Annotated in this window: 14 protein-coding genes and 1 pseudogene; 9 read left to right on the forward strand and 6 right to left on the reverse strand. The window is 58.1% G+C overall.

Features of this window, described 5'->3' with window-relative positions:
- Positions 1-3: 3 nt before the first annotated feature.
- The 3 genes and pseudogenes from MOQ67_RS16240 to merR form a co-directional block, all read right to left on the reverse strand.
- Entirely contained in the window at positions 4-420 is a 417-nt protein-coding gene (locus MOQ67_RS16240) for a SufE family protein (protein ID WP_033869425.1), read from the reverse strand.
- A gap of 210 nt (positions 421-630) precedes the next feature.
- Positions 631-1,455, reverse strand: a pseudogene (locus MOQ67_RS16245) (IS256 family transposase); the annotation flags it as partial.
- Between the two features lie 33 nt (positions 1,456-1,488).
- Positions 1,489-1,962 (reverse strand): Hg(II)-responsive transcriptional regulator, encoded by a 474-nt coding sequence (gene merR, locus MOQ67_RS16250; protein ID WP_023102386.1) that lies wholly within the window; start codon positions 1,960-1,962, stop codon positions 1,489-1,491.
- A 52-nt stretch (positions 1,963-2,014) separates the two neighbouring features.
- Between merR and merT the strand changes: the two genes are divergently transcribed.
- From merT to MOQ67_RS16290, 8 genes are read left to right on the forward strand one after another with little or no spacing between them, the layout of a single operon-like run.
- Positions 2,015-2,365, forward strand: coding sequence for a mercuric ion transporter MerT (merT, locus tag MOQ67_RS16255; protein ID WP_023102385.1), 351 nt, complete (start codon positions 2,015-2,017; stop codon positions 2,363-2,365).
- Between the two features lie 13 nt (positions 2,366-2,378).
- Positions 2,379-2,657: a mercury resistance system periplasmic binding protein MerP gene (merP, locus tag MOQ67_RS16260; RefSeq protein WP_003131880.1), complete on the forward strand. Its 279-nt coding sequence runs from the start codon at positions 2,379-2,381 to the stop codon at positions 2,655-2,657.
- Positions 2,658-2,669: 12 nt separating this feature from the next.
- On the forward strand, positions 2,670-3,104 hold the full coding sequence (gene merC / locus MOQ67_RS16265; RefSeq protein ID WP_003131881.1) for an organomercurial transporter MerC: 435 nt from the start codon (positions 2,670-2,672) through the stop codon (positions 3,102-3,104).
- Between the two features lie 32 nt (positions 3,105-3,136).
- Positions 3,137-4,816, forward strand: a complete 1,680-nt coding sequence (gene merA, locus MOQ67_RS16270) for a mercury(II) reductase (protein WP_031633059.1) — start codon at positions 3,137-3,139, stop codon at positions 4,814-4,816.
- A gap of 20 nt (positions 4,817-4,836) precedes the next feature.
- Positions 4,837-5,256 (forward strand): hypothetical protein, encoded by a 420-nt coding sequence (locus MOQ67_RS16275; RefSeq protein WP_017849615.1) that lies wholly within the window; start codon positions 4,837-4,839, stop codon positions 5,254-5,256.
- Positions 5,253-5,615, forward strand: a complete 363-nt coding sequence (gene merD, locus MOQ67_RS16280) for a mercuric resistance transcriptional repressor MerD (protein ID WP_017849614.1) — start codon at positions 5,253-5,255, stop codon at positions 5,613-5,615. The genes MOQ67_RS16275 and merD overlap by 4 nt, the downstream gene beginning before the upstream one ends.
- Entirely contained in the window at positions 5,608-5,844 is a 237-nt protein-coding gene (merE, locus tag MOQ67_RS16285) for a broad-spectrum mercury transporter MerE (RefSeq protein ID WP_017849613.1), read from the forward strand. The genes merD and merE overlap by 8 nt, the downstream gene beginning before the upstream one ends.
- A complete protein-coding gene (locus MOQ67_RS16290; protein WP_425274543.1) occupies positions 5,841-6,218 on the forward strand; it encodes a DUF3330 domain-containing protein in 378 nt (125 codons plus the stop codon). Before merE ends, MOQ67_RS16290 begins: the two co-directional genes overlap by 4 nt.
- Before the next feature lie 293 nt (positions 6,219-6,511).
- Here MOQ67_RS16290 and tnpC read toward each other — a convergent pair whose 3' ends face one another.
- Together tnpC and MOQ67_RS16300 are read right to left on the reverse strand one after the other, a co-directional pair.
- A complete protein-coding gene (gene tnpC, locus MOQ67_RS16295) occupies positions 6,512-6,874 on the reverse strand; it encodes a Tn3 family transposase post-transcriptional regulator TnpC (RefSeq protein ID WP_017849612.1) in 363 nt (120 codons plus the stop codon).
- Positions 6,874-9,891 (reverse strand): Tn3 family transposase, encoded by a 3,018-nt coding sequence (locus tag MOQ67_RS16300; RefSeq protein ID WP_026140367.1) that lies wholly within the window; start codon positions 9,889-9,891, stop codon positions 6,874-6,876. Before MOQ67_RS16300 ends, tnpC begins: the two co-directional genes overlap by 1 nt.
- A gap of 154 nt (positions 9,892-10,045) precedes the next feature.
- On the opposite strand from MOQ67_RS16300, the gene copD reads away from it, so the two are divergent.
- Positions 10,046-10,990 carry a copper homeostasis membrane protein CopD gene (gene copD / locus MOQ67_RS16305; RefSeq protein WP_198717548.1) on the forward strand — a complete coding sequence of 315 codons (945 nt, stop codon included), beginning with the start codon at positions 10,046-10,048 and terminating at the stop codon, positions 10,988-10,990.
- Positions 10,991-11,144: 154 nt separating this feature from the next.
- Here the strand turns inward: copD and MOQ67_RS16310 are convergent, their stop codons facing one another.
- Positions 11,145-12,017 carry an ADP-polyphosphate phosphotransferase gene (locus tag MOQ67_RS16310; RefSeq protein ID WP_198717547.1) on the reverse strand — a complete coding sequence of 291 codons (873 nt, stop codon included), beginning with the start codon at positions 12,015-12,017 and terminating at the stop codon, positions 11,145-11,147.
- Between the last annotated feature and the right edge of the window lie 177 nt (positions 12,018-12,194).

The raw sequence follows: 12,194 nt of genomic DNA on the forward strand, positions 1-12,194 counted from the left end.
CGTTTATCCTTGCTTAGCCACCTGATAGATACGCTCTAACATGGCGTGCAGGCCGTTACTGCGCGTGGGTGAAAGGTGCTTATCAAGCCCGAGATCTTTCAAGAAATGCGGCTCGGTCTGATTGATCTCTTCGGCTGTGCGCTCACTATAGATACGCAGCAATACGGCAATTAACCCTGATACGATGGCAGCATCCGATGTAGCCTTGAACACCAGTTTGTCGCCTGCCTGTTCATGGCACGTCCACACGTTGGATTGGCAGCCTTGGATTTTATATTCTTCCGTACGACGCTCCTCCGGAAAGTCAGGCAGCTGCTTTCCCATATCAATAATGTACTGATAACGGTCCATCCAGTTATCAAACATCTCAAACTCTTCGACCAGCTCCTGTTGGGCTAGCTCTGCGCCTGAAGTTGCCATGGCGTATCCTTTGCGTTGATGAATCACAGTCGCGGCTATTATAACGTTTCAGCCCCTGCTTTTGGGGGCGTTTTCAAGCGGTGGCGCTGCTGCTCTTGATGCCACTCATCGGCTTCGGTGTGCAAATAACGGCTGGTGGTATCTAGCTTGGCATGGCGAGCGCTTTCCGCTAAGTAACGCGAGTTATTGTCAAATTCTGTGTATGGCCGGTCAGGCGGCAGTCCTGTCTGACTGATCGGTCAAGGGTTCGCCGTCCTTGAACTGGACGTTGTTCACGACCAGCTCCAGCTTGTTGAACCCCTTGATCCGCTTCCAGCGCTTCTGGGCGCTCTGAAGCAGCTTGAAGACCATCGCCAGGGTCGTCGCTCTGGAGCCGCAGTTCCGGCTGCGCTTGCTCCGCAGGCGGACCGTGGCGAAGGTCGACTCGATCGGGTTGGTGGTGCGGATATGCACCCAGTGTTCTGCCGGGTAGTCATAGAACGCCAGCAGCTCCTCCCGATCCTTGGCCAGGCACTCCATGGCTCTGGGGTACTTGGCCTCGAAGCGTTTCACCGTGCGATCGAAAGCCTTGTGCGCCTCATCGCGGGTCTCGGCCATCCAGATCTCATGGAGGTCGGCCTTGACCTTGGGCTGCACGGATTTCGGCAGTTTATTCAATACGTTGGCAGTCTTATGGACCCAGCAGCGCTGGTGCTCGGTCTCTGGATAGACCTTGCTCAACGCCGCCCAGAAGCCCATGGCGCCGTCGCCAACCGCTAGCTTGGGGGCCGTCGTCAGCCCGCGCTCGCGTAGCCCCGTGAGCAGCTCTTTCCAGCTGGCCTCTGACTCACGCTGCCCATCCTCGACGACGACCAACTCCTTGCGGCCCTGCTCAGTGACGCCGATGATCACCAGCAGACACAGACGGTCATCCATGCGCACGTTGCTGTACACGCCGTCTGCCCACCAGTAGACGTAGCGCTGCTCTGATAAGCCCCGCTTCTGCCACTCGGCGTGCTCAGCCTCCCACTGCTTCTTGAGCCGCGACACAGTATTGGGGTCGTCTCAGAATTCGGAAAATAAAGCACGCTAAGGCGTAGTCACCCCGTGACTCCCCCGCGCCGATGCAGCGAGCTTCGTTCCGTCTTGCAGTGACGCAATCAGCGGGCAGGAAACGTTCCCTTTCCGCGCATGGCAGGCGCACACCAGTTCAGACAGCACGGCCTCCATGCGTGCCAAGTCGGCCATCTTCTCGCGCACATCCTTGAGCTTGTGCTCGGCCAGGCCGCTGGCTTCCTCGCAATGGGTGCCATCCTCCAGCCGCAGTAGCTCGGCGATTTCGTCCAGGCTAAAGCCCAGCCGCTGGGTCGATTTCACGAACCGCACTCGTGTTACATCCGCCTCGCCATAGCGGCGAATGCTGCCATAGGGCTTGTCTGGCTCCGGCAGCAGGCCCTTGCGCTGGTAGAACCGGATGGTCTCCACATTGACCCCGGCCGCCTTGGCAAAAACGCCAATGGTCAGATTCTCCAAATTTTTTCCATATCGCTTGACTCCGTACATAACTACGGAAGTAAGCTTAAGCTATCCAAACCAAATTTGAAAGGGCAAGCGTATGTCTGAACCTCAAAACGGGCGCGGGGCGCTCTTCACTGGCGGGCTAGCCGCCATCCTCGCCTCGGCTTGCTGCCTGGGGCCGCTGGTTCTGATCGCCCTGGGATTCAGCGGGGCCTGGATCGGTAACCTGACCGTGCTGGAACCGTACCGCCCGCTCTTCATCGGCGCGGCACTGGTGGCGCTGTTCTTCGCCTACCGGCGCATTTTCCGCCCCGCTCAAGCCTGCGCACCGGGCGAGGTCTGCGCCATCCCTCAGGTACGTACCTCCTACAAGCTGCTGTACTGGCTGGTGGCGGCCTTGGTGCTGGTCGCGCTCGGCTTCCCCTACATCCTTCCCTTGTTCTACTGATCAGGAGTTCACCATGAGAAAACTGCTCGCATCCTTAGCCCTCGCCAGCCTGGTCGCCACACCCGTCTGGGCGGCCACGCAGACCGTCACCCTGGCGGTGCCGGGCATGACCTGCGCCGCCTGCCCGATTACGGTGAAGACGGCGTTGACCAAGGTCGATGGCGTGACCAAGGCTGAGGTGAGTTTCGAGAACCGCGAGGCCATCGTCACCTTCGACGATACCAAGACCAATGCCCTGGCGCTGACTAAGGCGACCGAGGACGCTGGCTATCCGTCCAGCGTCAAGCAATAGGAGGGACTTCCGATGGCAAATCCTCTCAATCTGTTCACGCGGATCGGTGACAAAGCCGGCTCCGTCGGCGTGCTGATTTCTGCCATAGGCTGCGCCATGTGCTTTCCCGCCCTTGCTAGTCTGGGGGCCGCGTTCGGTCTGGGCTTTTTGAGCCAGTGGGAAGGCCTGTTCATCACCACGCTGCTGCCTCTGTTTGCTGGACTGGCTCTGCTCGTCAATGCCCTCGGCTGGCTCAATCATCGGCAGTGGCGACGGACTGCGCTCGGCCTGATCGGTCCTACCCTGGTACTGGCAGCGGTATTTTTTATGCGGGCTTATGGCTGGCGGAGCGGTTGGCTGCTCTATATCGGCCTGGCCCTCATGTTTGGGGTGTCGATATGGGATCTCGTGTCGCCCGCTCATCGCCGTTGTGGGCCGGATGCCTGTCCGACGCCGCCAAACCAGTGAACCTGACAAGAGACGATCTAATGAGTAACGAAATGACCGAACTGAAAATCATTGGTATGACCTGCGCCTCCTGTGTCGTGCATGTGAAAGAGGCCTTGGAGAAGATTCCGGGCGTGCATCGGGCGGATGTTTCCTACGCCAGCGGGAAGGCCGAACTGAAGGTCGACGAGGGCGCAAGCCGTGAGCAGATGCAGGCCGCTGTCGAGGCCCTGGGGTATCGAGCGGCGTTCGAAGACGCCATGGTACAAGCCCGTCCTGGCCTGCTCGATAAGGCACGGGGTTGGTTGAGCAGCACTGACGCCGGGAAAGAGGGCGACAAGCTCCACGTCGCGGTCATCGGCAGTGGTGGCGCCGCCATGGCGGCCGCGCTCAAGGCGGTGGAAGGCGGTGCCCGCGTCACCCTGATCGAGCGCGGCATCATCGGCGGCACCTGCGTCAACGTGGGCTGCGTGCCCTCCAAGATCATGATTCGTGCCGCGCATGTGGCCCATCTGCGCCGCGAGAGCCCGTTCGACGCCGGGCTTTCCGCCATGACGCCGACCGTCCTACGCGAACGTCTGCTCGCGCAGCAACAAGACCGTGTCGCCGAACTGCGCCACGCCAAGTACGAAAGCATCCTGGAGAGCACGCCGGCGATCAGCGTGCTGCGCGGCACCGCCCGTTTCCAGGACGGCCACACGCTCAGCGTGAAACTGGCCGAGGGTGGCGAGCACATCGTAGCCTTCGACCGCTGCCTGGTCGCCACCGGCGCAAGCGCGGCCGTTCCACCGATTCCAGGACTGAAAGACACGCCGTACTGGACCTCAGACCAGGCACTGGCGAGCGATACAATCCCTAAGCGGCTCGCCGTGATCGGCGCCTCCGTAGTGGCAGTGGAACTGGCGCAGGCCTTCGCCCGGCTGGGTAGCGAGGTCACGATCCTGGCACGCAGTGCGATGTTCTTCCACGAAGACCCGGCCATCGGCGCGGCGGTGACGGAGGCCTTCCGTATGGAGGGCATCGAAGTGCTGGAGCAAACGCAAGCCAGCCAGGTGTCCCACGCCAACGGCGAGTTCGTACTGGCCACCAACCATGGTGAGTTACGTGCCGACCAACTGCTCGTCGCCACCGGCCGCACGCCCAATACCCAGGGCCTGAACCTGGAAGCGGCCGACGTGCAGCTGGACGAGCGCGGCGGCATCCAGATCGACGAGCGCATGCGCACCAGCGCAGCGGATATCTATGCGGCCGGCGACTGCACCGACCAACCGCAGTTCGTCTACGTCGCGGCAGCGGCTGGCACCCGCGCGGCAATCAACATGACCGGCGGCGAGGCCAAGCTCAATCTCGACGTCATGCCGGCCGTGGTGTTCACCGATCCGCAAGTGGCCACCGTCGGCTACAGCGAAGCCGAAGCGCAGCACGCCGGGATCGAAACCGACAGCCGCACCTTGACCCTGGACAACGTGCCGCGCGCGTTGGCCAACTTCGACACGCGGGGTTTCATCAAGTTGGTTGCCGAAGCGGGCTCCGGCCGACTGCTGGGAGTGCAGGCTGTGGCCCCGGAAGCAGGAGAACTGATCCAGACGGCGGTACTCGCCATCCGCAACCGTATGACCGTGCAGGAATTGGCTGACCAGTTGTTCCCCTACCTGACGATGGTCGAGGGACTGAAACTCGCCGCACAGACCTTTAACAAAGACGTCAAACAATTGTCCTGCTGCGCAGGGTAATGAGAGAGGGAGGTTGAAACATGAGCAACACGGCAGACGATCTCGGTAGGTGCGACAGCCTACGCAAGACATGGCAGTTGGTCAGCTTCTGGGGCCTGCCTGCCGTCGTGGCGACGATAGCGATTGTTCTGTCTAATCGACGCCCCGCGTTGTTCCTGGCAGCAGGCGCCGCGCTGGCCGTGATGGGCGGCGCCTGCCTGGTCAACGCCACGCGTTGTCGCCGCCTTCACTGCTACATAACGGGGCCTCACTTCCTGTTGCTCGCAGTTGGTGCGCTATTGGCTTATGTGTTTGACCAAAACGGCGAGCATCTCTCCAGGTTGTGGCTGCTACTGGCTCTGGGAGCTGCACCGTTGCTCATCTGGCTACCTGAGCGCCTAGCCGGAAGGAAATATCTGAGCGCCCCAGTTTGCGGTGAAGGTCGGGAGTGTCGGCGATGAATGCCTACTCCATATCCAGATTGGCCGAGGACGCGGGCGTCAGTGTCCATATAGTCCGAGATTATATGCTGCGCGGCTTGCTGCACCCCGCGCGGCGCACGGAAAGCGGTTACGGCATTTTCGATGAGCGGTCCCTGGCGCGGCTGTGCTTCGTACGTGCCGCCTTTGAGTCCGGTATCGGGCTCGACGAATTGGCGCGGCTCTGTCGAGCGCTCGATGCAGACGATAGTACCGATGTGATCGGGTGTATCGACCGCTTGCTTGGGCAAATCGCGACCCGGCTGGCAGCTTTAGACGCAGTGAAAACGGAGTTGGCCGGGCTGACTCATCGTGCCATCGAAGGTCACACCCATGCGTAATACCAACCAATCCGAATCAATCAAGATGCCCCGCTGGCACGCCTACACGTGGGGTGTGCTCGCCGCGCTCACTTGCCCCTGCCATCTGCCGGTGCTGGCATTACTGCTCTCGGGGACTGCGGCCGGGGCCTTCGTCAGCGAGCATTGGAGCCTCGCGACGCTCGTGCTGACGGTTCTCTTCGTCCTCTTCCTGAGAGCGGCTCTACGGGCCTTTCGGAAGCGGGCGTGACCCGCTCGGAGCACGGCGCGGTCTCCGCTGCCGAGTTGCGGCAGGCTTGGGAGCGTTGGGAATTGTTGCTGCACTGCCAGCCGCAGGTCGATCTGCGCGCAGGTTCGATCGCAGGTGTGGAAGAGTTACTAGGTTTTCTTGGACGATGGAGAAACCCCATCATGAACGCAAACGACACCCCCACTATCAGTTGCTGCGAATGTTGCAAGGAAATTTCCCTTGACGCCGCACTGACGCCGGAAGGTACCGAGTACGTCGTGCACTTCTGTGGCCTTGAATGCTATCAGCGCTTCATATCGCGCGCGGATAAGAGAGCGGCATCCGAGCCTGATCACCCCTGCACACCAGAGGTCAGTACCCGTCACGACGACTAATCTTTGCCTCTGGAAAGTGGCTCTGGTTTTTTTTAGAAAGCGTGAGTCCATTGAGATTTAATGCAAGTCCGCTCGTGGCTAATGTAAGCCCGAAGGCTTCGTCAGTAGTTTTATCTAGGCCGATGCCCGGGAGGATGGCAGCGTGCCTACAGGGCGTCAAAACCGGCTACCCAGAGTCAAATTCACCCCACAGTACAGCGATGCTATAGAGTTACTCGTCAGTCCTGCAGCATCAGTTTTACTCTGCACCTCCATTGTATTCAGTCTGCCGGCAGCCCATTTGCACGAATAGTCTAGTCCTGATAGTCAGGAGCAAGCGCTGCCAAAGGAGCAACGTGTTTAGAACCCGCCTGCAAGCATGAACATAAAGCAGAAATATCCTCTTGAAGGGCCATCGCCTGCGCCCAAATACTGTCGACATCACTGGTAGCCACAGTGAGGGGGAAACCTTCCAGTACCGTCATGGCCATGCCATGCAGGCGTAGGAAGTCTTCTCGAATGCTGCCGACCCCTCCGATTTCAGCAAGGCAGGCATCCAGCCGGTCGACCAAGTTGAGCAACTGAGCGGTGTCGTAGCTTGCACGCAGAGAGTCGAGTACCTTGGTATCGACGTCCCCATAAGGTGTCACGCGGAACGAAGCTGGCGGGATATGCATCAGTTCGTCACCTCAACGTTGCTGTCAGACATCTGTTTCGCACGCATTGATCCCGCAGCCTGCTGGAAAATGGAATCCTTGATCCAGGGTTCCGGTGGGCGTTTGAGTTTCAGGTTGAACTCCCCAAAACGTTTGACATTGCTGGTTAGGTAGGGGCTGAGAAACGATACGTCGTCGTCAGTGAACTGCCAGCCATCACGGGCGAGCTTCTGCAGGATGCGCATCATGTCCACGGTGTTCTGCAGGATCACCGACGAGGCCACCATGTCGTTGTAGCGCAGGCGTTTCTGTTGCTCGTCCGGATCGTTTTCGGCGATCACGTCACCGCCAAAGGACAGCCACTTAGAGAAGCCGTTGTAGGACTCGATCTTATTGGTGTTGGCGGTGACTTCCTGGCGCAACTCGCGGCTGCCGATCCAGTTGAGTAGGAAGATCGTCCGGATCACGCTGCCCAGCGCTTGCGCGGCATGATAGAGCTTGTTGCGCCGACTGTAGGAGCCAAGTTTGCGCAGCAGCATAGGTGAGGAAATCTTGCCGGCCTGGATTGACAACGCGACCTGCATCAGATCCTGCCAGTGGGTTTCGATCAGGTGCCAGTCGGCGGTGTCGGTGAACAGACGGTTGATGTGTTTATACGAAACGCCGCGATCTGGCCGGCACATCACCAGGTCGCGCCAGTTGCGGATACGCGGCATCAGATTGATGCCCAGCAGATGAGTGAAGGCGAACACCGTGGCCGACTGGCCCTGGGTGTCAGAGTACACCGTATCGGGTTCGACGCTGAGGTCGACCTTGAGCAACCCCTCAATCACATAGATTGCCTCCCAGATACCAGGCGGGATGAAGTGCTGGAACACCGCGATGTAGTTATTGGCCACGTGTCGGTACGCCACGGCCCCCATCTTGCGATAGCGGAAGTGGTAGCCGGCCAGCAGATTGTCGTCATAGAAGTCGAACTGCGTACCGTCCGCGGCCACCGCCTTGCCATCGCCCCAGAGCTTGGGCAGGTCAAGTTGCAGATAGAGTTCCACCAGCTCGCGGTTAGCCTTGTCTAACTTCTCAAGCGAGAGATGGCGGCGATTCGTATAGGACAGCATGTGCGGCGTGACATTACCGGCCAGATGCCGTGCGGCCTGGTTGGGGCCAAGGTTGCAGCCCATGGCGAAGATCGTCATCAGGTAGCGCTCGGCCGGTTCTTTGAGCTTTGGCTCGTTGCCGGACATCGGCCCGAAATGCCGAGTGAACTGAATCCAATGCTCAATGTTGGCCATGATGTCGAGCACGTGCCTGGCCGGCATGCGCTGCATAAGCGCCGTCTGTAGCGAGATGGCCGAAGGCGGGATGTCCCGCGCTATCACTCGGCGTAGCACCGGTTCGCCGGCTTCATTGATCGATACGTCACCTCGGCAAGAAGGGAATTTTTCATCCAGATGCTGCGCGGTTTCCTCCAGCTGAATCTTGAGGGAGGCGACAAACTCCTTCGCCGTGCCAGGCAGCCCCACCTTTTCGCAGTAGGCCGGTAGACGATGGAAACATTCTTCCCAGGGCAGCAACTGCTTACGGTAGTCGGCGAAAGATTCCGACCCCAGCACGCACATATCACCCGAGCGCAGCTCACTGGCCAGGTAAGAGAACACGCAGACTTCCAGATAGCGCCGGTTGGTAGGTGGCCCTTCACTGGCAGGACGACGCACGACCTTAACCCAGCGCTCCGACGCAAACGACAAGTCGACATGCTCGTCGATCCACTCGCGGTGTAGATTTTCGCTGTCCTGGATGAGCTGAAGCGCCTGGATAAGTGAGCGATCCTGAGTCGTGGGTTCCAGTTGAAGAAGGTGGCTCAGACGGAACAACAGCGAGCGATGGGACTTGAAGTGCTTCCAGATCAGCGGCAGGTAGTTGTTACCGCCCGTAGCCTGGACTTCGGCGCAAGTCTCGCGCAACCGATCCAGGTTGCCATCGGGAGAGAGGAATTCCCGGATCAGACTGCCAGCCTCCTGGTCATCCGGTTCCTGAACAAGAATCTGCACCACGCCATCCAGGGTGGCCGCCAGTTGCTCCAGCTTCTGGCGTTGCCGCGCCTGGATTTGCTCCAACTCCTCCTTGGCGCGTTTGTGGATCGTCGAAATCCGTCGGATGAACATCTCGGCCAGGTGATCCCGAGTTCGCACCCGCATCCGATAGATCAAGGCCAGCATCAGTGTGTAGCGTTTCGGCAGCGAGCAGTCCTTCAGCTCGGCGACGTCCGACGCGGCGGCTTGGGTGGCGAAGTGGCGGATCTTAGCATCGACGACCCCCTCAAGAATGGCATCCAGATCTCCGAAGCTCTCTAACCACGCCAGGTGGTCGATCAACACCTCCAGGTGCTTGCGGGAAGGCTTCTTGGGTGCCTGCTTGAGTGCGTTGAAGTCACTCTGCCGACGCCCGAAATCCGTGTCGAGCAGCTCCTTTAGCTTGTAGATCACCTCGATTGGCGCTCGGAGCACGATCAGGTTGAAGGTAACTTCCTGAGCACTCGCCAAAGCGGTTTCTGCGATGTTGTTGAGCGTCGAATAAGCCGGAAGCTCATAGCCACGCTGAATCAGCTCATCAAGCATGGCATTAATGAGATCGACTCGCTGCTCAAGCACTACAGCGCAGTCACGTGCGATTTCCTCAGTGATCGCTAGCCCGTCGCTGCTATAGAAGGGTGTAACCTGCAGGTACTGCCGAACCGCCGCTTGGTGTCGGTAAAGGGTGCGGGGGTTGCTGTAGCGCGGAGCTATTCGTGCGCCGTAGCGAAGGCATTGTCGGACATGACTGATGAGCTCCTGAGGAAGCTCCTCGAACGGAACAAAATAGTGTAGCTGCTGAAACACCTTTAGTTGGATTGCCAGCCCAATCGATAGCGCTGGACTCTTAGCGGTGTTATTGACCCATTCGATCTCTGAATCAGACAGGGAATAGCATCGATGCAGCTCCTTAGCTGGCAACTGACTGGGCAAGAGCGGGTAGGCTGTCCTTTCCACCGAAGCCATTGAGTTCATCCCCCAAGTAAGGCAAAACATCAGCATAGACGGCTAGTCAGGCGGGGGATGACCAGCAATCAAGAACTCAATAAATTTCCTTTTAGTTCAATATCTTGCAGAACGAATGTCCTAATTTTTGCCTTATCTCGGCATAACCCCATCCATGGACGACTCCATCTACATAAGCCTTCGCTTCGCGCTCTATATCGACTTGATGCTGCTCTTCGGGCTGGCACTGTTTGGCCTGTACAGTCTCAGAGGAAAGGAACGTGCAGACGGCGCCGTGTTGAATTTTGGGTCGTTGCTGGTGGGAACTGCCCTCATCGGCATACTGCTATCGATGGTGGCCATGCTACAGATGGCCAAGACGATGAGCGGCGTGTCCAGCGTCATGGAGCTGCATCACCACATCCTGCAGATGATGTTGATGGACACTGACGTCGGGTTGACCTGGATGGTTCGGATAGCCTCATTGACCTTGGCGGTCATCGCCGCGACTCTCAATCGACGAAGCCCGGCATTGAGCCTCTGGCTGGCCACATTGTGTGGGGCCATCGCCCTCGCGACGCTCGCCTGGACGGGACATGGCGCCATGGATGAAGGCAGTCGACGCTACCTGCACTTCACCAGCGATATTGTCCATCTTCTGGGTGCAGGCAGTTGGTTGGGCGCTCTCGCTGCATTTGCGCTGTTATTGCGCTCAACCAACCTCACAGGCGATCTGCAGATACGGTTGCTGGCTCGAACGCTGACTGGTTTCGAATCAGCGGGGACGCTTATCGTCGCAACCCTGGCTATCACCGGGATCGTCAACTATCTGATGGTTGTCGGGCCAGCATTCGAGACATTGATCTCCAGCACGTACGGGGCTCTGCTGTCTTTGAAGGTCTTCTTGTTCGCGGGGATGCTGGTATTTGCGGCGGTAAACCGCTTTCACCTGAGCCCGCTGCTTGAGCGATCCATTCAGGCAGATACTCACACCGTCGCGATCAACGCTTTACGGCGCAGCATGATTCTAGAGTTCTCGGTCGCGGTGATCATTATGGGCCTGGTTGCCTGGCTCGGCACACTCAGCCCAGAGATGGAGATGTCCGCTGAGTCCCCATGAAGTGAATGATGAGCGACCAGCTCCGGGACAAACCACACTGCTCAATTCTAAGCCTGCCAAGTTCTGCCAGATTTTCAACCAGGTCCCAAAGCATGTTTTTTTGAACTGGCATCCATCCGCCTCTCACGCATGCTGATAAAGCGGCACCGTTCATTCATTCTTCCAGAAGCTGCTTGCGAATATTCAGCAGTTCTTGATGACGCTCCTCACTGGTCTTTGGATATGACATTTTCAGCCCATCCAGCACATCTGAAAATATCTGAGATACGATCAGTCGGGCATTTTTCTTGTCATCGGCAGGCACAACATACCAAGGCGTCTCAGTCGTGCTCGTTGCACTAAGGCATTTTTCGTAGGCCTGCATATAGTCTTTCCAATACTTGCGTTCCTCGATATCCGCAGCACTGAATTTCCAGTTTTTTTCCGGCTTGTCGATGCGATCCAGGAAGCGTTTTCGTTGCTCTTCTTTCGACAGATGGAGAAAAAATTTGATGATGCGTGTTCCGTTACCTGACAGGTGGCGCTCCAAATTGGAGATTGAACGATATCGCTCCCGCCAGACAGTACTGTTGTTTTCAAGAGCATCCGGGAGGCCCTCGCTTCGGAGAATTTCCGGATGGACACGGGCTATCAATACTTCCTCATAGTACGACCGATTGAATATGCCAATCTGTCCGCGTCCCGGTAGGTTGCGTGTGGTTCGCCATAGAAAGTCGTGCTCCAACTCAGCCGCGCTGGGATGCTTGAAGCTGAATACCTGGCAACCTTGCGGATTCACACCTGACATCACATGCTTGATGGCACCGTCTTTTCCTGCGGCATCCATCGCCTGGAAAATCAGCAGAATGGCATAGCGATTGGATGCGTAAAGAAGCTGTTGCTGCGCGCTCAATTGCGCAACATGCGCTCTCAGAAGTTTGCGATATTGTTGCTTTGACTTGTAGAAAGGTTCCACTTTGGTCGGCCACTTGTGGAGATTGACCTTGTCGCCTTCCCGTACTCTAAAATCCGCCGAATTTATTTTCATATTCCGCCTTTCGGTGCCGCCGGCGCGGTGACTGGTTGTCTTGAAGCTGCATTGGCAACTCGCCATCTGCTCAACGCAACCTTCAAAGTGTCGTTCAGAATTAGACTGGAGACTAGCGCATAACCAAATATTGCGAGCATCTGCCATCCTGGCAATACGTTGGGCCTGGTGACAGCA

Source organism: Pseudomonas sp. LY-1 (assembly GCF_053502595.1).

Bases quoted from the DNA above. Each gene is read 5' to 3' on its own strand.
- MOQ67_RS16240 (WP_033869425.1), bottom strand. From the start codon at position 420: ATGGCAACTTCAGGCGCAGAGCTAGCCCAACAGGAGCTGGTCGAAGAG.
- merR (WP_023102386.1), bottom strand. From the start codon at position 1,962: ATGTACGGAGTCAAGCGATATGGAAAAAATTTGGAGAATCTGACCATT.
- merT (WP_023102385.1), top strand. From the start codon at position 2,015: ATGTCTGAACCTCAAAACGGGCGCGGGGCGCTCTTCACTGGCGGGCTA.
- merP (WP_003131880.1), top strand. From the start codon at position 2,379: ATGAGAAAACTGCTCGCATCCTTAGCCCTCGCCAGCCTGGTCGCCACA.
- merC (WP_003131881.1), top strand. From the start codon at position 2,670: ATGGCAAATCCTCTCAATCTGTTCACGCGGATCGGTGACAAAGCCGGC.
- merA (WP_031633059.1), top strand. From the start codon at position 3,137: ATGACCGAACTGAAAATCATTGGTATGACCTGCGCCTCCTGTGTCGTG.
- MOQ67_RS16275 (WP_017849615.1), top strand. From the start codon at position 4,837: ATGAGCAACACGGCAGACGATCTCGGTAGGTGCGACAGCCTACGCAAG.
- merD (WP_017849614.1), top strand. From the start codon at position 5,253: ATGAATGCCTACTCCATATCCAGATTGGCCGAGGACGCGGGCGTCAGT.
- merE (WP_017849613.1), top strand. From the start codon at position 5,608: ATGCGTAATACCAACCAATCCGAATCAATCAAGATGCCCCGCTGGCAC.
- tnpC (WP_017849612.1), bottom strand. From the start codon at position 6,874: ATGCATATCCCGCCAGCTTCGTTCCGCGTGACACCTTATGGGGACGTC.
- MOQ67_RS16300 (WP_026140367.1), bottom strand. From the start codon at position 9,891: ATGGCTTCGGTGGAAAGGACAGCCTACCCGCTCTTGCCCAGTCAGTTG.
- copD (WP_198717548.1), top strand. From the start codon at position 10,046: ATGGACGACTCCATCTACATAAGCCTTCGCTTCGCGCTCTATATCGAC.
- MOQ67_RS16310 (WP_198717547.1), bottom strand. From the start codon at position 12,017: ATGAAAATAAATTCGGCGGATTTTAGAGTACGGGAAGGCGACAAGGTC.